The organism is Silvibacterium acidisoli, from assembly GCA_022870745.1.
Lineage (GTDB): Bacteria > Acidobacteriota > Terriglobia > Terriglobales > Acidobacteriaceae > Silvibacterium.
The window spans coordinates 4558432-4580915 of sequence record CP085323.1; the positions used below are offsets into that span (position 1 = coordinate 4558432).

Here is a 22484-nt window from a genome sequence, read left to right on the forward strand (position 1 = left end):
GTTCGTTGCTTCATGTGTTCTTACCGGGAGAACAGGAAGGTGGTTTCCTCGGTTAAGAACGCTGCATTCTATAAAACCTGTCTTGTGTCCTCGTATGACTTAACGTTCAGGGCCCCTTTACGTTGCAAGGCTTATCGGAGGCACTATGGAAAATTGCGAAAGAGGTCAATCAGGGCGCTTCATCGCGCACATCCTGTTCATTCTGTATCTGCTTTGGTCTTGTCCCGTTTTGTTACGGGCGCAGTCGACCTATGGCTCGCTAACCGGCGCGGTAACAGATTCGAGCGGAGCAGCGGTAGCAGGTGCAAGCGTCACGCTCATCAACACAGCCACTGCAGAGAAACAAACACAGACCACCTCTGAGGGTGGTCTTTATTCGTTTGTAAATCTCAACTCGGGCGACTACCGCCTGGAGATTGAAAAGCAGGGATTCAAACACGTAAACCGTGAGAATGTGGTCATACAGGTTCAGCAAACAACGCGTCTGGATGTAAGCCTGACGGTAGGACGCGCCACCGAAACCGTTACCGTGACATCCGAAGTTCCGCTGCTGCAGTCAGAAACATCATCGTTAGGTCAGGTTGTTGAAGAGCGCAACGCCAATGAGCTTCCACTGAACGGGAGAAATGTGTTCAGCCTGGTCGAGGTCGCGCCTTCGGTGGTCATGCAGGGGCAGGCCGGCGCTACAGCAACCGGCCAGAATCCTTTCTCTTGGGGTAACTTCCAGATAGGGGGAGCCTTCGCAAATCAAAGCGCGGAATATCTTGACGGCCAACCGCTTAACATTGGTTACATCAATCTTCCCATCCTGATCCCAACACAGGACTCCATCGGGGAATTCAAAGTCCAGACGAATAACATAGGCCCGGAATGGGGGAAAGTCGCGGGGGGCGTGCTGAACCTGAGTACGAAGTCAGGAAGCAACACGTTTCACGGAGAAGTCTATGAGTACATTCGCAACAAGGTACTCAATGCGAATGACTGGTTCTCGAACAACAGCGGTCTCGCCCGGCCCCCATTTACGCAGAACCAGTTCGGCGGCAATATTGGCGGACGAGTCTTCACTGACAGAACATTCTTTTTCTACAGCTATGAAGGCTTCCGCCTACGCCAGGGGCTTACCTTCACCTCCACCGTTCCAACTGCGGCAGAGCAGGCAGGAGACCTTAGTGCGCTGGCAGCTGCTTCCGGGGTTCCGCAACTGATCGACCCCTGTGGTGGTGCACCTACCTGCACGACTTACACCCCCGTGCCTTTTGCCGGCAACGTCATTCCCACATCGCGTATCAGTCCAACGGCAAAAGCGCTTCTCGATCTATGGCCGGCCCCGACCAATGCCAATATATTGAATAACTATGTAACCAACTATGGCGCTGGTGGCAATCAGAACCAGAACCTTTTCCGTGCCGACCAGAAGATTACCGACGCACAGCATCTGTTTGTGCGCTTCAGTCAGTGGAACAACCTGAATCTTCCGGCCGATCCGCTCGGCACAGGTCTGTGCGTCGATCGCTGCACGGAGACGATGACGTCGAAGAGCATAGCTATCGGTTACAACCGTGTCTTTACGCCGAACTTTATCGGCAATCTCGATGTGTCGGCAAGCCGCTTCAATTACCTGCGCACCCCGAAAAACTCGGGCTTCGATTTCACGAAGATAGGCTGGCCCGCATCGTTCAATGCGCAGATCCCATCATCCCTCAGAACCCCGCCTACACCGGACGTGCTTGGGATGTCTGACAACGCAATGTCCACGCAAGGGCAAAGCTACATCGTGGATCACGATACCCAGTACTGGATTTCTCCATACGTCACGCTGGTGCGCGGGCGGCACACCATTCAGCTCGGCTTCCAGTATGAGATAACGCTGGATAACTATGCCCAGAGCAACATCGTGAGTGGTTCGCTTGGATTCAACGGGTCCTACACGCAAGACTACGACACCGGAACCAATCCAAATCAGAACTCGCTGGCCTTTGCAGACTTCCTGCTGGGGTGGGCGCAGAATCCGAGCAATATCGGCAACCATTTCTTCGGCGATGCCGTGATTCCGAACCTCGTCGCGGGTAAACAGAATGTCTACGCGGTATACGGAAACGATACCTACAAGATCACAAATAAGCTCACGTTCAACCTCGGGCTCCGCTATGAGTACCAGACGCCGTGGACGGAGCGATTTGACCGGCAGTCCTACTTCGATCCCAATGCCGTCAATCAACTGGCGACGGCTGGTTCAGGCTCTACGGTGCGGGGGGCAATCGAACTCGTTGCAACGAAGGGCGGACGCGGCAGCCGGTATAACCTGAACCCGAACTATGAAGCCCTGGCCCCGCGTGTGGGCTTCGCTTATAGTGTCGATCCGAACACCGTCGTTCGCGGTGGCTACGGCTTGTTCTGGATTCCTCTTGACGCGAATTGGGCCACGAACCCATTGAATGATCCTGTCAATTCAATTCAGACGCAATACACGGGTAACAACGGCAATGTAAGGGTGCCGACGAACACCATCGCTACACCTTGGCCAGCCTTTATCCAGCCGCCAGGCCGCGACCCTTCGTTCGCGCAGGCTCTTGAAGGGCAAACCATTTCAGGTGTGGATATTCCACAGTACAACTACGGATACATGCAGCAGTGGAACTTCGATATCCAGCGCACTCTCCCCTTCGGTTTCTTCGCGGACATCGCATACGCCGCGAATAAGGGTACCCATCTGCCCCAGTACACACAGCAGGTAGACCAGCTGGACGATAAGTATCTGGCGCAGGCCGCAGCCCAGGCCGCTGCAGGGCAGACAGTGACGATCGCCCAGCAGGTGCCGAATCCCTTTGCAAGCAGTTCGTATCCCGGCAGCGCTTTGTCGTCTCCCACCATTAACGAGGGGCAGTTGCTTCGCCGCTTCCCGCAGTACAACGGCGTTCAGTATGCAGGACAGGGAAGTTTTGGGAGCATTTATCACTCGCTGCAGGCTAGCCTGCAAAAACGCTTCAAGGGAGGCGGCACACTGCTGGCGGCTTACACATGGTCCAAGCTTCTCAGCAATACGGACACGATCACTTCGTGGCTTGAGACGGGGGGCACCGGAGCGATTCAGGACTGGAATAACCTCCGCGCCGAGAAATCCCTGTCCTCGCAGGATGTTCCACAGCACCTCATCGTCAGCTATGTTCTCGATCTGCCATTTGGCAAAGATCAGAGATATCTCAGCGGCTTGCCACGCGTTGCCGATAAGTTCGTCGGCGGATGGGGCGTCGATGGAGTGACCTCGCTCCTCAGTGGTTTTCCCGTTAACATCGGGGCGGCAACCAGTAACGGAGTGGGAACCTACGGTGCCGGTCTGCGTCCGAATGTAGTCACCGGATGCAGGAAAGCGAACAGCGGCAGTGCCGACGCCCGCGTTCACGATGGACTGGCTGGTGGCGATGGCTGGATCAACTCTACATGCTTCACGCAGCCTTCGGCCTATACCTTCGGGAACGAACCACGCGTAGATCCGACCCTCCGGGCTCAGGGCATAGACAACTGGGACTTCGCCGTTTTCAAGCACACCAAGTTTGGACCGGGAGAGAAATTGGGATTCGAGTTTCGAACCGAATTTTTCAACCTCTTTAATCACGTCCAGTTCGCTCCGCCCGCAGGCTCCGCCGGTGCTTCATCCTTCGGGCAGATCACCAGCCAGTTAAACAATCCGCGCCTGATTCAATTTGCAGGCAAGGTCGTTTTCTAGAGGATCTTTTGCAGTCATGAGGGAATTGGCTCTTCGAAAGACGGGGAGCCATGTCCCTCGCAGACAGTTCCTTTGCAGTGCATATGCAAGAAGTCTCCTAGTGTGAACCGCTTTTACTTCTCATGCACTGGCTGTGAATCCGGTTTTGTAGTTTAAGAAAAGTGTCGCAACTGACACATAAGTAGACGCTTAAGCGCTCTCCGCAGGCGGCAGGCGGAGTCATTCCGTCTGCGGTTCAGTTTGGTCGTCCACGTGCTAAAAAGCAGCCGGAAACAGCAGGGTCTCAATCAGAATCCCTGCTATTTACCTAATCGATTGTGGGTTACGAGCGGTTCTTCTGCGGGCTCGTCACGGGGAGCATCTTTGAGCGGCAAAACGATTCTCATCACCGGTGGAACTGGATTTCTTGGCAAGAGACTCGGACTCGCATTGAAATCCGACTATAAGGTTATTCTCGCGGGCCGCAACAATAAACTCGCAAAGCAGGCACAGGATTTCACCGGATGCAAAGCTGTGCCGCTCGATGTAACGAATATCGAATCGGTGCGCGACATCGTGGTGTCGGCTCGCCCGGATATCATCATCCACGCAGCGGCGACCAAGTTCGTCGACAATGCGGAACACCAGCCAATGGAGTGCATCGATGTAAACGTTCTCGGGTCACGAAACGTCGCGCGGGTCGCCATGGAACGCGGCGTGGAAACCGTGATCGGTGTCTCTACGGACAAGGCATCGCCTCCTGTGCGAAACACCTATGGCATGTCCAAGGCTCTTATGGAGCGAATCTTCTGCTCATGCGATCGCATGACTGTGACTAAGTTCGTATGTGTGCGATTCGGTAATGTCGTCTGGTCCACCGGTTCAGTCTTTCCCCTCTGGAGAAGCATGCACGAGAGGACTGGAGTGATCGGTACAACCGGCCCCGAGATGCGACGGATGTTTTTCACGGTAGATGAATCCGTTCAACTCGTTCTTGCAGCGTTAAAACACGCTGAGTGCTTTCAGGGCAAGGTTCTGTGCCGCAAGATGAAGGCTGCGCAGATCGAGGACATCCTCAGCGTCTGGTGTGGCCATAAAGGCGGCAGCTGGGAGAAGATCGCAGGACGTCCCGGCGAACGCGACGACGAATTCCTGGTCGGCGAAATCGAGATTCCTTATACCACTCAGCTGGAATTGGATGGCGTCACGCACTACCTGATCTCCTTCAATGAGAAGGCGGAAAAGCCGGTGTCCTATGGGCTATCGTCGGCCAACACCGACCGCCTCACGCATGCTGAGATCCTGGACTTGATTAGCAACCCACCACTCGAGGAGGCGTAGAGTATGGCGCGCATCCGGCACGCACTCATCATGGCAGCGGGGCGCGGCGCACGTATGATGCCGTTGACCGCTGTTATTCCGAAACCGATGGCGCCATTCCTGGGGTCGACTCTCATCGCCGATGGCATCCGCCGGATTCGCAAGCATGTCGATGTAATTCATATCACTGTCGGTTACAAAGGGCCGAAGCTCGCCGAGCACGTAATCGAACTGGGTGTCGACTGTGTCTACAACACCAGCGGCAAGGGCAACGCCTGGTGGATCTACAACACAATGCTCAAGTATCTGGACGAGCCACTTCTCGTATTGACCTGCGACAACGTTGTCGATCTCGATCTTGAACAGCTGGAGCGGGAATACGCCAGGCACAACAGCCCCGCATGCATGGTGGTTCCCGTTGCCCCCGTTCCCGGATTGGAAGGAGACTACATATTTCACGAGAAGGATATTGTCACCCGGCTGGACCGGCATGTCCCATCTGACAGGTACTGCTCCGGAATCCAGGTGCTGAACCCCACGGTAATCAATCGCATCACTGAACGCCAGGAAGACTTCTACGCTGTCTGGCAGCAGCTCATCTCCGATCGCCAAGTCTGTTGTTCATCCATCTATCCCAAGCGCTGGTTTGCCGTGGACACCTTCGAACAGCTCTCGTCCATCAATGAAATGGCAATGACGTACGTGTCGTAATTGAACAGGTATTCGAACGAAAGTTGGCCTCGACATGCAGGAGCCGGCAGTATCTGTAGTCATTCTTACCCACAACCGCAAGGATCTTTTGCGCCAGTCATTAAGCAGTTGCCTCAAGCTGACCTGGCCCGAGCTGGAGATCATCATTGTCGACAATGTCTCGACTGACGGAACCATCGAGATGCTCGAAGAGGAGTTCGGATCGCAGGTGCGCGTCATCCGCCGAACAGTGGATTCTCCTACCGCCGGCCGGAACGAAGGGTTTCGCTCCGCGAAGGGAGAATTCATTCTTTCCCTGGACAACGACATGGTCGTCCTGGATCCCGAAAGCATACAAAAGGCCGTAGCTCTCTTTCAGCAATTCCCAAGGGTCGGGCTCCTCACGCTGCGGATCTCAGGAGTAGAGGACCCGAGCAGTCCACTCCGCGAGCACTGGTGGCATCCGGTTCCTTTCGAAAGCGGAAAAGATCATTTCTGCTACACCGACTACTTCAGCGAAGGCGCGCTGTTTTTAAGAGCCTCGACCTTCCGCGATACCGGCGGTTACGACGACGACTATTTCGCCTGCTTCGAGAGTGTGGATCTTGCATTTCGCATTCTGCAGGCTGGATACGACATCCTCTATGTGCCAACCATTGGAACAGTGGAGCTGCACGTAAGCCGGCACGAGAGAAAGACTCGCAGCCAGCGCAACTACTATTTTCTGCGAAACAAGATCTGGACAGCCTGGAAGAACTGCACGTTGCTACGCGCGATCGGCTTTATTGGACCGCGTGTTTTGAAAGATGGCATGCTGTCGATGCAGAATGGCTGGTTCGATCTGTGGTTTCGTGCCGTAAGCGAGGGAATCGCCGCTCCATCTGTAATCCGCCGCAAGCGAAAACCACTGCCTTCATCCACGTGGAAGCGCATTCAGCAGATACGCGAAGGCCACACGTGGGAACTGGACAGAACATCTTCAGTAGCGCTGCAATCGGAGTTGCTCATTCCTGCCGAGACGACATTGGGTTCTGTCGGCTCTTAAGCGAAGAGCCGGAAGAAAACCGGATGAGTTCGACATCCGAAGTTGCAATCAGACTCTTCGTCCCGGCCTCGGTGGCGAATTCATTCATGCAGATCGATGCTTCAAGGAAAGGGCGTTTACACTTCATGCGGATGCTCGAGCAAGGGCTGATCCAGCCGCGACCGCTATAAGACCGACGACCAGGCTGACTGCCACATAGAGCATCCCCACCCAGAATGCACCGTGGGTGAAGTCCATCCACGTCTCCCATTCGAAGGTGGAGAAGGTTGAATAGCCACCTACGAATCCAACCGGAATGAGAAAGCGCCATGCTGGATTAATGTCGGTATGACGGTTCAGGAATTCAACGGAGAACCCAATGATGAGACACGCACTGATGTTGATGAAAAGCGTGCCCACGGGGAAACGTGGGCCGAATCGTTGCGCCGCCTGCGCTCCAATGAAATACCGCAGCATAGAGCCGATAGCCCCGCCGATTGCAATCAATAGGTATCGGTGCAAGTTACTCTCCTCCGGTTAGCGGCGTCGCAGCCATGTTTTGCAACTCAAGAATATCCTCTGCTGTATGTGCTTCCGGGAGATACGAATCCACGATTCGCCGTCCCGGCATCTGCCATGACCCAGCGGAAGATTCGAAGAGCGGTGCGGCCTCATCGGGCATTTCGCCAGCCCCGCACATTTCACAGGGGCGCATCAACAGATAGTTCTGCATGCGTGCTTACCTTTTTCTTGTGCAGGAGTAAAAACAGACACTCCTACACGAATGTGTAGGAGTCATTAGCGTCCCTTGCGGACGCGGTTAGGGCGAACTCCATCGCCCACAGCAGAAAGACATGCTTTGCTGAAAGGATGCAGCCCGCAGATGGCAGGATGCTTGACGCAAAAGCACAGCTCAGTTATAGCTTAGAACATACCTTTTCGGTGATGGATTCCACCGTTAACCGCACGTGGGTATACCCACGCATGCTGATGACTCCTACAACTCTGTAGGAGGCACTTTGCCCGAAATCTCGATTCGAAAGTCTTTCCAGGAACAGTTCCGGCTGCTCGTTGAGCTCGTGCGCTGGATTCCTGTCGCATCTCTGGCCGGTGTCATGGGAGGCGCTGCCTCTGCAGTCCTTCTCGCGTCGCTTACGTTAGCGACTGCACTTCGCGAACGCCATGTCTGGCTCGTCTTCTTCCTCGCTCCAGCAGGCTGGCTTGTTGGCCTGATGTACAGGCACTTCGGCAAGTCCGTTGAAGGCGGAAACAACCTCATCCTTGAGCAGGTCCACGATCCGCAGGACGTTATTCCTGTACGCATGACGCCGCTCATTCTGATCGGTACCTTCGTCAGCCACCTCTTCGGTGGTTCAGCCGGACGCGAAGGAACCGCGATTCAAACCGGCGCTTCTCTTGCCGATCAGATGACCCGGCCACTGCGCATGTCTCCAAGGGATCGCCGGCTGCTCCTCATGGCTGGCATCAGTGCAGGATTTGGATCCGTCTTTGGTGTGCCTATTGCCGGAGCAGTATTTGGCATCGAAGTCCTCGCCATCGGCAAGCTTAGTTATGACGCGATCGCTCCATGTTTTCTCTCCAGCTTCATCGGAGATCTCACCACTCGCTACATCGCGCGCTATCTTCCGGGCGTACATCACGCCACCTATCGAGTGAGCGATATCGCTCCCATGAGCCTTGCAACGATCCTTTACGCCGGCCTCGCTGGCATCGCATTCGGACTTGTGGGGATGGGATTCGCAAAGCTGACACATACTATCTCGCACACTGCCCGAAGATTCATTTCGCGCTCCGAACTGAGGCCTTTCGCTGGGGGCGCCATCGTCACCTGCGCGGTCTTCGGTTTCGGTGTTTCCCATACAGCGAAGTACATCGGCCTGGGCCTGCCTACGATTGCCGCAGCCTTCGAGAGCAAGCTGCCGTTCTACGATTTCATCTGCAAGTTTCTCTTTACCTCGGTCACGCTGGGGACTGGCTTCAAGGGCGGGGAAGTCACGCCACTCTTTTACATCGGCTCAACGCTCGGTAATGCGTTATCCCAGGTCCTGCCCCTGTCTCCCTCTTTGCTTGCCGGGATGGGACTGGTCGCAGTCTTCGCCGGCGCAGCAAATACTCCTCTGGCCTCGACATTCATGGCATTCGAGCTATTTGGTGCGGAAGCGGGAGCCTATGCCGGCATCGCTTGTGTCGTGAGCTATCTTTTTTCCGGACATGCAGGCATTTACAACGCTCAACGGGTTGGAAAGAGCAAGCACATCGCCGCCGCCGCCGAAGAAGGTTTGTCTCTCGCTCTGGTCGCGAAATTACGGCAGGGTCCACAGGATACTTTCGTTGATGACCTCAATGTGTATGGCTATCTGGAGGGCAGTGATATGGAACACCTCAGCGTGTTGCGACTCTACTTTTCGGCTTCTGAAATGCGCCGTGCCGATTCCTGGTGGAGGCGGTTGGCTCCGCAATCTCTCGGCAGTTACCTGTTGCATCAGGCAAAGGAGCACGGTATTGAGCAGGCGCTGCTGCATCGCGTCATCGGTGGATATCTCAAGAATCAGGATCTGGCCCTCGATACCGGAGAAATTCCACCCTCGCGTCTCCCCCAGTGCCTCGAGCTCGTGGGCGGCGAAGAGGATCTGCAATCCTTCCTGAAGCACAATCGCGACCACCTTGGAAAAGTGCGCTCTGTCTTTCTCAGGGGCGAAGAAGCGCGGTATGAAGCAGAGATCGAACGTGAGGAGCTCGAAGAGGCGCTGAAGATCGAGCACGATCCGCATTTTGCGGATACAGACGAAGATTAGATACTAAAAACGACCCGTGAAACGATGGCGGGTGCTTCGAGCTTAGGCTCTTCAACAAGCAAGAGATCTACGATAGCGAACAATTCAAATCTGACCGAAACAGGGAAGGGATCGACGCATGCAGTGGAAGGGTAATTGTTGGTGTGGCCTGGTTGTACTCGGAATCATGTCGTCCTCGTTCAGCGCAAAAGCTCAGTCCGTGCCGGCTCCGGCCAGCAATCTGCCGCAAACCGTAACCCTACCCGCGCAGGAGGTCGACCGCATGCGGCATCAGCTTGCAGACTGGCCTAATCTCGGCCGTTATCGCGACGAAAACGCAACCCTGGCGCCTCCGGCGCAGGGAGAAGAGCGCGTTGTTTTCATGGGTGACTCGATCACTGACAACTGGGGCCGCCGCGCGGGGAAATTCTTTCCTGGAAAGCCATACGTGAATCGCGGCATCGGTGGGCAGACGACACCGCAGATGCTGATCCGCTTCCGGCAGGACGTAGTCGCTCTTCATCCAGCGGCCGTGATCATTCTCGCCGGTATCAACGACATTGCAGGCAATACAGGGCCGGAGACGATGTCTGACATCGAGAACAACTTTCGCTCCATGGTCGATATAGCGAAGCGCGAGCATATCCGCGTTATTCTTTCCTCGACTCTCCCAGCCTCGGCCCTTGGATGGCGGCCAGCTCTTAAACCCGCCGGCCAGGTGCGTGAGCTGAACGCATGGCTCCAGAACTACGCGCAGCAGGAGAATCTGGTCTATTGCAACTACTACCCGGCCCTGGAAGACGGCAATGGCGGCATGCGGCCTGAGCTCGCGATGGACAAGCTGGTTCATCCGAATGATGCAGGCTATGCGATTATGTCGCCAATCGCCGAAGCAGCCATCGAGAAGGCTCTCGCCGCGCCGAGGCCGTAAGCGTCAGGCCATCCGCGTTATCGGTTGAACGCAACCGATAACGCGTTCAGGCGGCTCGCCGCGCCGATTCAGCAGACCGGCGTAAGGCATCAATTGAAGGGAACTGACTGGTCGACGGGCTTCGATTTCATAAGCGTCCGATGTTTTCTCAGAAACACGATAAGCGCTCGGCGCAGGTACATTGCCAGGTAGGGCGTGACGACCGCCGCAACCATAAACCAGACAATGAGAGCATGCCACTCCCATAACCAGATGTCGTGCAGCATCCGCCATGGATGCTTGCTCAGATGGGCAAGCTGTTGGCGGTCCATGGGTAGCTTTCGTGAGTGGAACAGGTAAACACCGAGCTCAATGAAGGGAAGGAAAAGCAGCAGATGCAGTGGTGTCACTACATGGACGCCGATCAGTGAAGCGAGCCTGCTCAGGCCGAACATCCAGGCCAGAAGCACGACAAACAGAGTCGCCAGCCCGATCGATGGATTGATTCCGACAACCATACCCAGGGCCAGGCTCCATGCCAGCCGGCGCGGCGTAATGCCGCCACGCAGAACACGCAGCAATGGTCGAAGTAGATGGCAACGCAGCCATTCTCGAATCGATTCTGGCACCAGCACACTTGCTTGGACGCCGTCCGGCCATGTCGTGGCAAATGAAAACATTCAACAGCCGAAAGTCAGTTTCTGTGTCGAGCCATTGAGATTTCGTCGCGGCGGCAGCTGACCCAGTGCGATGATAAAATCTGCTCGTGAATAAGTTTAAGCCAAGTATTTACATGATTTTACAGGGTAAACTGAACGTAGCAGGTAAAGTAATTGCGCGCAGATCCAACCCTTCCACCCCGGTATGAAACGGGCGGACAGAACTTGATGCGGTCAGCTTCTTGTGCTAGTGAACCCTCAAGGGCAAGTAATGACCTCACTTGCCCTTAAGGGAAACGTGTATCGAGTGCCGGAGAGTTCAGCGAAAGACCGGCGTTAAGGTTTAGGAGTACCAAATGTCTGCGGCTGACGTTGCGGCCACCCGCCGGCCATCGACTTGTAAAGCATGACCGCGTCGGCAGCACTATCGAGGTGACTTGTTGCGTAAGCGTCTTCGGCCTGTAGTTCGACGCGCTGCGCGTCCAGCAGGTCAAGCAGCCCTGTCGCACCTTCCTTGTATCGGAGGCTCGCCAGGTCTGCAGCGCGCTTGCTGTCGAAGGCGGCCTGTCGAAGTGCGGCATCCTCCTCGCGCGAACGCGCGTATCTTACGAGCGCATTATCGACCTCTTCAAGCGCCAGCAGGACGGTTTGCTGATATTGAGCGAGTTGAGCGTCCCCATCGGCGCGACTCGCTGCGATGCGCGCCTTCACTCTGCCGCGGTCGAGGAAGGACCAGTCGATGTTAAGAGCCGCCAGGTTCGCGGGGCTGACGCCATCAAACGGCGAATCGGCATGGTACTCCATCATCCCCAGAAGTCCCGCGAAGTTCACACGTGGAAACAGGTCGGCTGTGTTGATGCCGATCTGCTCCGTAGCCGCGTGGAGACGCTCTTCTGATGCACTGATGTCCGGACGGCGCCGAACAAGATCGGCCGGTGTTCCAGGATCGATGCTCTCGGGAAGATCAGGCAGAGGCTTCTGCACATCGAGTTCGCTGACAAGTGTATCGGGAGACTTGCCACATAAAACCGCGAGCCGGTGTTCGTCGAGCGCGATGGCGGACTGCAGCGCAGGAATACGCGAGGTCGTGCTTTCATACAGCGCGCGAGCCCGGGCAGTATCGAACTGCGTTCCCCGGCCAGCGGAGTACGTAGCCTCCACCAGCTTCACCGTTCGCTGCTCGTTCTCCGCATTCTGTTGAGCCACCCGGAGACGTTCCTGCTGTCCGCGAAGGTCGATGTACGTCGAGGCCACCTCGCCCACAATCGCAACCTGCATGGCGGCAAGATCATTGCCGCTCGCAAGAAGCTGTTGATGCTGAGCCTCGATGTTATGGCGGATACGTCCATAGAAATCGAGCTCCCAGCTGGCATTGATGGTGGACGTGGAGTAGCGATTATTCCGTGGATATCCGAACGCCTGGTTTGCCGCCAGCTTCTGGCGGCCAACATCCTCGCTGGCCGTCACTGTCGGGTATCTGTCAAATTTGCTCAATCGCCAGAGGGCAGCTGCAGCGTCATAGTGAGCAAGTGCCGAGCGCAGATCGTTGTTGGCCGTCAGCGACTGCTCCACAAGACCGGTCAGCTCAGGATCATGGAAACTGCGCCAGAACTCCGGGTCATCTGGTGCTGCCTTTGCATCAGTGGACCCGGTCGCCTGCGGAGCAGTGAACTGAGCCGGCAGAGATGCATCCGGCCTTTTATAGTGGGGGCCAACTGAGCAGCCTATGCTGCCCAGAAGCACGACCGTTGCAAGCAGGACATTAGACATGCGCATGGTTGACCTCTGCCTCTTCTTCGAAGCTCTCTTCGTTGTGACCGTGAAGCGTCGCACCGCTCAACTTGCGCAGTGCCACGTAGAAAACCGGCGTCAGGAACAACCCGAACAGCGTGACCCCCAGCATTCCCGAAAAGACCGTAATGCCTGTCACCTTTCTGACCTCACTGCCCGCACCATGGCTGAGGAGCAAGGGAACTGAGCCGGCAATAAAAGCGATCGAGGTCATGATGATGGGACGAAGACGCAGGTGGCATGCTTCGAGAGCAGCCTCTATCGTTGTCCTGCCTTGCATCTCAAGCTCGCGAGCGAACTCCACGATCAGGATCGCGTTCTTGCAGGCGAGCCCCATCAGCACTACCAGACCAACCTGGACGAAGATATTGTTATCGCCGCCCGTAAGCCATACTCCGAAGAGCGCAGCGAAGATGCAAATGGGAACGATGAGGATCACAGCGAACGGCAGCGTCCAGCTCTCGTAAAGCGAAGCGAGTACGAGAAAGACGAGCAGGATTGCCAGCGGAAATACGATTGCAGCCGAATGGTTCTGTGTCGCTTGTTGATAGCTCAGGTCGGTATATTCGAGAACCATCCCCGGAGGCAGCGTCTTCTTCGCAATTTCGTTCAGCTTGTCGATGACCTGTCCCGACGAGAGGACACGGGGATCGGCATCGCCGATTAAATCAGCGGCAGGATAGCCGTTGTAACGCATGACCGGATCAGGGCCGTACGTCTGGGTAACGGTAGCGACGGATCCAATCGGAACCATCTCCCCATTCCCATTCTTCACGCGAAGGTTCGTAATGTCCTCAGGGCGCTGACGATATTGAGCATCCGCCTGCACCATCACGCGATAGACACGGCCGAAGGTATTGAAGTCGTTGACGTATACCGAGCCGAGATAGGTTTGAAGTGTGTTGAAGAGATCCGTGAGCGAAATACCCTGGGCCTTGGCCTTCTCTCTATCTACCTGAACTTCCAGCTGGGGAATATTCGACTGGTACGAAGAGACTGGATAGGTCATGCCAGGGGTTTGCGCAACAGTGGCCTGGAATGCTGCCAGCCCGTTCTGCAAAGCACCATAGCCAAGTCCTGCCCGGTCCTCGATATAAAGCGAATAGCCCGATCCATTGCCAAGACCCTGGATCGGAGGCGGCATCAACGCGAAAGCAATGGCGCCGGGGATATGAGCGTATTTCTGGTTAAGCTCATTCAGGATTTGCTGGGCCGTCTCATGACGGTCTTTAAAGTCCTTGAGGCGAATGTATGAGGTTGCCAGGTTTGGCGTGTTTGCTGTCTGCAGCGCGTTGTAACCTGACATGGCCGGCAACATCTCTACGCCATCCACTTCATGCGCCGCCCGTACCATCTGCTTCAGAACATCGTCTGTACGGGCAAGGGAAGCGCCTTCAGGCAGCTTGGCTCCTCCAAACAGGTAGAGCTCATCCTGCGTCGGAATAAAGCCGCCAGGCACATGGTTGAACAATGCGAAGATCGATCCGATCAGCACGACGTAGAGAAGAAAGACGCCGCCGCGGAAACGAAAACTTCTCCCCACCACACGCTGATATGCTTCAGAGCTGTTCTTGAAAAGCCGGTTGAAGGGGCGGAAGAACCATCCAAGGGAGCGATCGATAGCGCGTGCAAGCCAGTCCTTTGGAGCATCCGGCCTGCGTAGAAGCTTTGCCGCAAGGGCCGGCGAAAGGGTGAGCGAGTTGATCGCGGAGATAACCGTGGAGATTGCAATCGTCACCGCGAACTGCTTATAGAACTGTCCAGTGATTCCCGTAAGGAACGACATCGGAACGAAAACAGCACAGAGCACGAGCGCGATGGCGACGATCGGGCCTGATACCTCCTTCATCGCATGATGCGCAGCCTCGCGCGGAGAAAGCCCATGCTCGATGAATCGCTCGACGTTCTCAACCACAACGATGGCGTCGTCGACGACGATGCCAATCGCCAGAACCATACCGAAGAGGGTCAGGGTGTTGATGGAGTATCCGAGCAGGTAGAGCCACGCGAACGTTCCGACAATAGAGACAGGCACAGCGATCAGCGGAATGATCGATGCTCTCCATGTCTGAAGAAACACGATGACGACAATGACCACAAGGACGACCGCTTCGATCAGCGTATGCTGGACTGCTTCGATCGAATCCCGAATAAACTCTGTGGGATCCCAGATAACCCTGTAGTCGAGATCGTCAGGGAAGGATTTCGACAGTTCTTTCAGCTTGGCATAAACATCCTTGGCGACACCGAGCGCATTGGCCCCTGGAGTCAAAAAGATGCCGACAATGGCGGTGTCCTGCGTGTCGATGTAAGTGTGAAGTGTGTAGTCGCTCGATCCGAGCTCGACGCGCGCCACATCCGACAGGTGGACCACCTGGCCATTGGGTCCGGACTTCAGCACAATATTGCTGAACTCCTCGGGCGATGTGAGACGCCCGCGAACATTGATTGAGGTAAGAAAGTCCGGCTTGTTCGGCGACGGCTCCGCACCCAGCTCGCCGGCCGACACCTGCACGTTTTGCTCGCGAATCGCGTTGATCACATCGTCCGCGGTAAGGTTGCGAGAGGCCAGCCGGTTAGGATCGAGCCATACTCGCATGGAGTAGTCGCCGGAGCCCAGCAGCTGTACATCACCGATGCCGTTCAGTCGCGACAGTTCATCCTTCACATGAAGGACGCCATAGTTACGTAGATAGAGGGCATCGTGATGCCCGTGCTTTGAGAGCAGCCCGACATACATCAATGGCGTAGGCGATTGCTTCTGCGTAGTCACGCCGTACTGGCGCACTTCATCCGGCAGTCGCGACAGGGCTTCGCTGACACGGTTCTGCACGCGGACCGCGGCAGTATCAGGATCGACGCCTGGGCGGAAGGTCACGATGACCTGAAGACTGCCGTCAGAGCCGGCGACAGACTTCATATACATGATGCCTTCCACCCCGTTGATCGCCTCTTCGAGCGGTTCAGCGACTGTCTCTGCGATTGCCTTGGGGTTCGCTCCAGGGTAGTTCGTGCGAACGACTACGCTCGGCGGCACAACTTCGGGATACTGCCCCGAAGGAAGAATCGGAATCGCAATCAGGCCAAGGCAAAAAATAATGATGGAAAGAACGATCGCAAAAATAGGACGCTCAATGAAGAACTTGGAGATATTCATGACCGTGGCCTCTTATTTCTTTTCCGGCGCGGTCGCGCTGTTCAGGCCGCGCGCGTAGGATTCCATGCTGATCTCAGTCGGCGCGATGGGAGCACCCGGGAAGTAGATCAATTGAAGCCCCCCGACAACGACTCGATCCTGGGAGGTAAGGCCGGACTTGACGATGCGCAGCCCGTCGCTCATGCCGCTCAGAACGATGTCCTTACGCTGCGCTGTGTTTCCCGGTCCGACTACGTAGACGTACTTCCGGTCCTGGTCCGTGAGAATAGCTTTGTCGTCAATCAGGATCGCCTGCTGAGGAATAGAGCTCTGCAGCTGAACACGCGCAAACAGGCCTGGCGTGAGTGTGCGTTCCGGATTCGCAACCACGACACGAGCACGAATGGTGCCTGTGTTGGGATTGAGCTGGTTGTCGACGAAGTCGATGTGGCCCGCATGCGGAAAGCCCTGTTCGTTAGCCAAAGCGACATGGACAGGGTTCTCTGAGCTCACACCGCTTCCGCGATGCGAACTCTGCTGAAAGCGCAGATAGCTCTGTTCATCGCAGTCGAAGTAGACGTAGACCGGATCTACAGAAACAACAGTGGTAAGCACCGTCTGATCTGCCTGTGCAAGATTTCCCAGCGTCAGCAGGGTGCGGCTGATTCGTCCATCAATAGGCGAGCGTACTTCGGTATAGGAAAGATTCAGCTGGGCCGAGGCCAACGCTGCCTCTGCAGCCTTTACACGCGCCCCACTCTGCAGAAGATCGGAATCGCGATTTTGTAATTCTTCCTGCGATACTGCGTCCGACTGCTTCAGTCGCTGCGCACGCTCCTCCTGGATCTTTGCAAAGTCGGCTGCCGCGCGTTCGCGCTCGAGTCCAGCCTGTGCGCTGTCTGCCGAGTCTTTGTAGGGGCGAGGATCGATAATGTAGAGCAAATCTCCCTTGTGAACGATCTGTCCTTCACGGAACGCGATGCGGTCGATGTAGCCGGTCACTCGTGGCCGGATGTCTACGGAGTCTGTCGCCCACACGCGCCCATTGAATTCGTCGGAGACGCGAACATCCCTGGTGATGACCTGCGCTGAATCAACCGGCGCAGGCGCCATTTTGGGTTTTGCTTCAACTGTCTGCTTGTTGCAACCGGTTCCGGTAAAGGTAAGAGCGCACAAAACAACTAAACACATCCCTGTGCGCACCAGTGATGATCCCCGCTGGGGAATGACTTTCATGTGTTTCCTCCGAAATCGCGCTCCATCGCCCGCCTCTCGCCTGACATGAGGGAGATTTTTAGAACGATCGTGTCAAAATAGATGAACGAGAGGTTCGCGTGGATTCGAGAGGCTGCAACTTTTTTTTGGAACGTGTACTCCAATAAGACAGAGGCAAGGGCTATGAACCAACGTGGGCGTCCGAAGACTTTCGAAAGAGAGACCGCACTCGATGCGGCCATGTTGTTGTTTTGGACCCGCGGATTCGAGCAGACTTCGGTCGACGATCTAGCTGCCGCAATGGGCATCCGGACTTCAAGTCTCTACTCATCCTTCGGGGATAAAGAGGCGCTGTTTCTCGAAGCGGTAGAGCACTATCGAACAGGCAGGGGCAGGGTCTATGACGATGCCGTGCGGACGGGCAAGACAGCAAAAGAGGGAGTTAAGAATCTGTTTGCGGTGACGGCCGAGGAGCTTACCCGCAAGGATCAGCCTCACAGTTGCATGCTTTGTCTCGCATTGCCCACGTGTTCTCCTAAATACGATCATCTGAAGAAGGAGTTGGACCGGCTGAGGGCTCTTTCTGACACGGTGCTGCTGGAGCGCCTGGAAGAGGGAGTGCGGAACAAAGAGATTCCCGAATCGACAGACCTGCATTTGCTGGTCTCGTTTTTTAGAACGGCACTCTGGGGAATGTCTCTGCAAGCCCAGGCCGGAGCCACCAAGGAAAAGCTGCTGGATATCGGTAAGCTGGCGCTTCAGGTTTGGCCATCCCGCTCGCACCAGAATTCCTGCCTTTCTCTGGAAGGGGAGAGATCGAGTAGTTCAGCCGCAAACGTCGCTCTCTGATCCGCATCAGGCTGATTCCGTCGAATTCAGATAGCTGACGGCGCGGTTTTGCGCCTGCTGTCGATGCGCCACTTGTTGTTTACAGAATATACGTTATCAGACATAAAATAAGCGACTACACCTTCTGGCTGTGGCTGCCGATCTATCAACCAGCCCCGCTGTATCGGCGATACTAGGTGTTGGTAACCCTATGACAAATGCTGTGTTGCTGCTGGAATGCCCTGACCGTAAGGGGCTGGTCGCCGCCATTATGAACTTTTTGGTTGCGGAGTATGACGCGAACATCCTGCACGCCGGACAACATCAGGATGCGGAGCTGGGCCGTTTCTTTATGCGCGTCGAGTTCGAATGCGCCGAGTCTCTTCTCCGGGAACGCATCTTCCATGAGCGTTTCAACCGGATAGCCTCCGAATACCAGATGCGGTGGCAGCTGGCTGAGCCGAGCAAGCGCCTGCGCGTGTGCCTGTTTGTCTCGCAGCATCTCCATTGCCTGGCGGATCTCCTGCAGCGTCACGAAGCCGGCGAGCTCGACTGCGATATTCCCCTGATTATCGGAAATCATCGCGATGGCGAGCGCCTTGCTACCTTCTACGGGGTTCCGTTCCACTACACGCCGATCCAGAGCGGCAACAAGCACTTGATCGAAGCCCAGCAGATGCAGCTGCTGCGCGAGCACAATATCGACCTCGTGGTGCTTGCGCGTTACATGCAGATCCTTTCCACCAGCTTCGTCGAAAGCTGGAAGACGCAGATCATCAACGTACACCACTCGTTTCTGCCCGCGTTTATCGGACCGAAGCCTTATCACGCAGCCTTTAAACGAGGCGTCAAGCTGATCGGCGCTACCAGTCATTACGTGACCGCCGATCTCGACGAAGGGCCAATCATCGACCAGGACGTTACCCGGGTCACGCAGGGCGACACCATTCCGGATCTCGTTCGTAAGGGGCGCGACCTGGAACGGGTGGTCTTGTCGCGCGCCGTCATCTGGCACCTTGAGCATCGCATTCTGCACTACGAAAACAAGACGGTGATCTTCGACTAAGATCGTTCAGAAAAAACGCCGCCAGGGCGCAACACTGGCGGCGTTTCTTGTTTTGTTTGCCGGATTAGAAGCTGAACTCCAGCGAGGTTGAAAGCGTGCGTGGCGAGGCCATGTGGGCCACGTTGCTGCTCGCGTTCGTACCGGTAATGTCTCCAGCCGCAATCGTTGAGTAGTAATGCGCATCCCCGATGTTCTGGCAGTTAAGGCGTAGAGTTGCCATCTTCCGGAAGAGCGGATGTGCGTACCGGAAGCCAAGATCGAACTCGTTGCTGCCCGCAGTGGTGTGCAGGTTTTCATCATCCTGCGGACGCACGCCAATAAACTCCCACGCGCCTGTAATGCTCAGGTGATCGACGCCTGGAACAAGATATTCGCTGTACAGGCCGGAGCGATACTCCGGGATGCCTACAAAACGTTTACCGTCGGTCGCTGCGATCTGGGTGTCGTTAAGGCGCGCATTGATCGCGGTGAAACCGCCATCGATCAGCAGGCGATGGAAGAGTGTTCCCTGCGCCTGCAGTTCGGCTCCATAGTTCACCTGGTTGCCGACGATCCTGAAGATATTCTCGGTCGTGCTGCCGTTGTACGAAACGGTGTTAGCAAACGGCCGCTGCAGACGATAGAGATCCGCAGTGAATGCAATCGGGTGCGCATCGGTCTTGAACCCAAGCTCCCACTCCTTGCTGCGGTATGGAGCCAGGGACTGGCCAGCATTCACGACGTTTGCGGAGCTGGGCGCGATGTCGCCCTGCTGCAGGCTGCTGGCAAAGGTTGCGTATGCGGTCATCCAGCTCTTCGGTTTGTACATCAGGCTGGCCGACGGGCTGATGCCATTCTTGTTCGATCCCGAACTCCATGCCGGAACCAGCGTCTTGGTGTTCAGTGTGTAGTTGTCCGCGCCGATCCAGTCCTGGCTGGCGGCGAGACGCAGAACGAACTTCTTCGGCAGCCAGATCATGTCGCCAAGATTGAAGCCCTGTTGATGCACGACCGCAGACTGGTAGATATTCACATTCTTCGGCAGCCCCGCAGCAGGCGGTGCGAAGATCTTCGGAGCATCCACATTCGCTGTTCCGAGCAGAACATTGGCCGCAACGGGCGCCGTGTATCCGTACTGGTTGAAGCGATAGCCCTCGCTTGCCACGACAATATCCTGTCGGAGACCCCACTTGTCGTAAGTACCGGTGATGTAGCCAAGGTCGCTCTCCACTCCAAAACGCGGAGCAAAGCCGGTCGCAAGCGATGCCTTGTAATCCCCTGCATTGCTCGTCAGCACATTGACCTGGGTATCGATAAAGCGATCGAGACGTTGCGCAAGTCCACCGGCTGCCGCGTGCCAGTTGGGAGAGAAATCATGCAACAAGCGCACGCTGCCTGTCTGCGTGGTCAGGTTCACGCCCGCGTAGGACTGTCCGAATCCGCGAACGGTCGGGTCTGGTGCGGAAGGAAGAATAAAGTCAGGCGAAGGATCCTGCGTGCTTCCCTTCACCGCCGTGTTTTCCCCGTAGGTAAACCATCCCGGATAGCCGCGCTGCACAATGTCGTAAGCGCTGTAGTGTCCGTCGATTGTGGTCCTGTCCGTGGCACGAACATCGAAAGCGAACATTGCGAGCCGGCGGCGAAGCTCGCTGCCATCCACAAACTGCGCGCCATCGCCATATAACAGGTTTGTGCGATAGCCAAAGATCTTATGCGGTCCGACACGTCCGCCTGCATCGAGCCATGCTGTACCTACAGTGCTTGAATCCTGCTCGAGATACAGGTTGGCAAAGCGATCATCGGTCGGACGTTTCAGAACGAAGTCGAACATGCCCGATGGGTTCGCCGGTCCATACATCGACGCGCCCAGGCCATTCTCCACCTGCAGGGTCTGGTACTGTTCCATCGGATTGCCGCCGGTGATCGCCATGGCCATGCCGTCCATGCGCGTATTCTGCGCAATGCTGCCCTGCATGCCGCGTGTCGCGGGGCGAAGAATCTCCGGCCCCTGCTGCTCGGTGAACTGCACCAGCGGCAGATACTTCAACGCATCGCGAAGATTTTTTACCTGCGTATTTGCGATCTGGTCAGCAGGCAGCAGGGTAATGGTAAAGGGCTGGTCCGCCACCGGCGCACTCCCCATTACGCCGCGATCGACCGCGCCGACAAAATATCCGGTTGCGGCCGTGCCTGTCGATACACCCTGGACCGTCACACTCGTGGACGTGTTGACGCGAAGGAAGCTCAGGTCGGCGGAAGTATTCACGCCGGGCCGAACGGTCAGGTTCATCGTCGCGGAATCGAATCCGTTTTTCTTTGCGGTTAGCACATACCTGCCCGCTGCGGAGAGTGTGATCGCGTAGTGTCCCGAGCCGTCGGTAGTGGTCTCCAGGTGGCCCGCTGCACCGTCGAGCATCACGCTCGCATCTGGAACGACGAGCTGACCGGGGTCGCGAATGACGCCGCTCACCGACGTGGCTTGTGCACTCGCGGCAACCATGCTGGAAACATAAAGGAGAGGAACAAGAACGAGGGAGCGATATACGAGCCTGAGCAATGGATCTCCTGTAAAACGGGCCGGTGCAACAAAACTGAGGTCTGAAACAGGCGAAATAGAAATACGCCTTCAGATATCGATTCTAAACGTATCGATTCGCAGTGGCCGGGAGCCTGTTCAGGTGAGGCGGGTTTCTTTCAGCAGCGGAAAAGCAGAAGGCCCGGGCTTCGAGAAGATCGAGGTCCGGGCCTTCTGCTTGGGATGTTGCAGGGATTTAGCGGCGGGTGGTTTCGAAGAGGAACCATGCACGGCGCTGGGTCTGGTCGATCCAGTTTTCGAGCAGGCTGGCCGTGGCCACGTCGCCCGCTTCGTCGCAGACTTCGTGGCAGGCGCGCATGCTCAGCACCATGGCTTTTTCGTCTTCGTGCAGTTCCGCCAGCATGTCTTCCGGCGTTACGTACTCGGCATCGTTGTCCTTGATGCGCTGCAGCTTGGCAACTTCGCCGATGGAGTGGACGGTAAGTCCACCGATCTTGCGCACGCGTTCGGCAATGTCGTCCGTCATGGCAAAGATCTGGTCAGCGTGGTCGTCCAGCAGAAGATGATAGTCACGGAAGTGCGGACCGCTCATGTGCCAATGGAAGTTCTTCGTCTTCAGATAAAGTGCGAAGGTATCGGCAAGCAGCGCATTCAGGGCGCCACTGATCTCTTTGCGGGCAGCGCCCGTGATGTCAGAGTTCGTGGTCAGGGGTGCCTTCTGTCGTTCTACAAGTTCAGCTTTCGTCGTCATGATCTTGCTCCTTTCAACATGTTATGCCCAATCACTGATTTATGCAGTGTCTATCCGATGCGGCGCGGCACGCCATCGAAG

Annotated in this window: 16 protein-coding genes and 2 riboswitches; of the genes, 8 read left to right on the forward strand and 8 right to left on the reverse strand. The window is 56.1% G+C overall.

The window, feature by feature from the left end; genetic code table 11:
* Positions 1 to 145: 145 nt before the first annotated feature.
* From LJD29_RS18895 to LJD29_RS18910, 4 genes are all read left to right on the forward strand, one after another.
* Complete coding sequence (locus tag LJD29_RS18895) at positions 146 to 3724, forward strand: carboxypeptidase-like regulatory domain-containing protein (RefSeq protein ID WP_446743126.1); 3579 nt, start codon at positions 146 to 148, stop codon at positions 3722 to 3724.
* A gap of 363 nt (positions 3725 to 4087) precedes the next feature.
* On the forward strand, positions 4088 to 5044 hold the full coding sequence (locus LJD29_RS18900; RefSeq protein ID WP_446743127.1) for an SDR family NAD(P)-dependent oxidoreductase: 957 nt from the start codon (positions 4088 to 4090) through the stop codon (positions 5042 to 5044).
* Between the two features lie 3 nt (positions 5045 to 5047).
* Entirely contained in the window at positions 5048 to 5734 is a 687-nt protein-coding gene (locus LJD29_RS18905; RefSeq protein ID WP_446743128.1) for a nucleotidyltransferase family protein, read from the forward strand.
* Positions 5735 to 5768: 34 nt separating this feature from the next.
* On the forward strand, positions 5769 to 6758 hold the full coding sequence (locus tag LJD29_RS18910; RefSeq protein WP_446743129.1) for a glycosyltransferase family 2 protein: 990 nt from the start codon (positions 5769 to 5771) through the stop codon (positions 6756 to 6758).
* A 123-nt stretch (positions 6759 to 6881) separates the two neighbouring features.
* Here LJD29_RS18910 and crcB read toward each other — a convergent pair whose 3' ends face one another.
* Together crcB and LJD29_RS18920 are read right to left on the reverse strand one after the other, a co-directional pair.
* Positions 6882 to 7259, reverse strand: a complete 378-nt coding sequence (gene crcB / locus LJD29_RS18915; RefSeq protein ID WP_446743130.1) for a fluoride efflux transporter CrcB — start codon at positions 7257 to 7259, stop codon at positions 6882 to 6884.
* Between the two features lies 1 nt (position 7260).
* Positions 7261 to 7470, reverse strand: a complete 210-nt coding sequence (locus LJD29_RS18920) for a hypothetical protein (RefSeq protein ID WP_446743131.1) — start codon at positions 7468 to 7470, stop codon at positions 7261 to 7263.
* A gap of 49 nt (positions 7471 to 7519) precedes the next feature.
* A riboswitch (Fluoride riboswitch) is annotated at positions 7520 to 7586 on the reverse strand.
* 83 nt (positions 7587 to 7669) lie between these two features.
* Positions 7670 to 7744: riboswitch (Fluoride riboswitch) on the forward strand.
* 12 nt (positions 7745 to 7756) lie between these two features.
* On the opposite strand from LJD29_RS18920, the gene LJD29_RS18925 reads away from it, so the two are divergent.
* Together LJD29_RS18925 and LJD29_RS18930 are read left to right on the forward strand one after the other, a co-directional pair.
* On the forward strand, positions 7757 to 9553 hold the full coding sequence (locus LJD29_RS18925) for a voltage-gated chloride channel family protein (protein ID WP_446743132.1): 1797 nt from the start codon (positions 7757 to 7759) through the stop codon (positions 9551 to 9553).
* 166 nt (positions 9554 to 9719) lie between these two features.
* Positions 9720 to 10463 (forward strand): SGNH/GDSL hydrolase family protein, encoded by a 744-nt coding sequence (locus tag LJD29_RS18930; protein ID WP_446743133.1) that lies wholly within the window; start codon positions 9720 to 9722, stop codon positions 10461 to 10463.
* A gap of 89 nt (positions 10464 to 10552) precedes the next feature.
* Here the strand turns inward: LJD29_RS18930 and LJD29_RS18935 are convergent, their stop codons facing one another.
* From LJD29_RS18935 to LJD29_RS18950, 4 genes are all read right to left on the reverse strand, one after another.
* On the reverse strand, positions 10553 to 11122 hold the full coding sequence (locus tag LJD29_RS18935) for a DUF2062 domain-containing protein (protein WP_446743134.1): 570 nt from the start codon (positions 11120 to 11122) through the stop codon (positions 10553 to 10555).
* 315 nt (positions 11123 to 11437) lie between these two features.
* Entirely contained in the window at positions 11438 to 12871 is a 1434-nt protein-coding gene (locus tag LJD29_RS18940) for an efflux transporter outer membrane subunit (RefSeq protein ID WP_446743135.1), read from the reverse strand.
* Entirely contained in the window at positions 12864 to 16049 is a 3186-nt protein-coding gene (locus LJD29_RS18945) for an efflux RND transporter permease subunit (protein WP_446743136.1), read from the reverse strand. Before LJD29_RS18945 ends, LJD29_RS18940 begins: the two co-directional genes overlap by 8 nt.
* Positions 16050 to 16061: 12 nt before the next feature.
* Positions 16062 to 17264, reverse strand: coding sequence for an efflux RND transporter periplasmic adaptor subunit (locus LJD29_RS18950; protein ID WP_446743137.1), 1203 nt, complete (start codon positions 17262 to 17264; stop codon positions 16062 to 16064).
* Between the two features lie 162 nt (positions 17265 to 17426).
* Here LJD29_RS18950 and LJD29_RS18955 point away from each other — a divergent pair, with 162 nt between their 5' ends.
* Together LJD29_RS18955 and purU are read left to right on the forward strand one after the other, a co-directional pair.
* Complete coding sequence (locus LJD29_RS18955) at positions 17427 to 18092, forward strand: TetR/AcrR family transcriptional regulator (RefSeq protein ID WP_446743138.1); 666 nt, start codon at positions 17427 to 17429, stop codon at positions 18090 to 18092.
* 190 nt (positions 18093 to 18282) lie between these two features.
* A complete protein-coding gene (gene purU / locus LJD29_RS18960; RefSeq protein ID WP_446743139.1) occupies positions 18283 to 19137 on the forward strand; it encodes a formyltetrahydrofolate deformylase in 855 nt (284 codons plus the stop codon).
* Between the two features lie 64 nt (positions 19138 to 19201).
* On the opposite strand, the gene LJD29_RS18965 is transcribed toward purU, so the two are convergent.
* Both LJD29_RS18965 and LJD29_RS18970 read right to left on the reverse strand, forming a co-directional pair.
* Positions 19202 to 21673: a TonB-dependent receptor domain-containing protein gene (locus LJD29_RS18965; protein WP_446743140.1), complete on the reverse strand. Its 2472-nt coding sequence runs from the start codon at positions 21671 to 21673 to the stop codon at positions 19202 to 19204.
* A gap of 214 nt (positions 21674 to 21887) precedes the next feature.
* Positions 21888 to 22403: a Dps family protein gene (locus tag LJD29_RS18970; RefSeq protein ID WP_446743141.1), complete on the reverse strand. Its 516-nt coding sequence runs from the start codon at positions 22401 to 22403 to the stop codon at positions 21888 to 21890.
* Positions 22404 to 22484 lie beyond the last annotated feature (81 nt).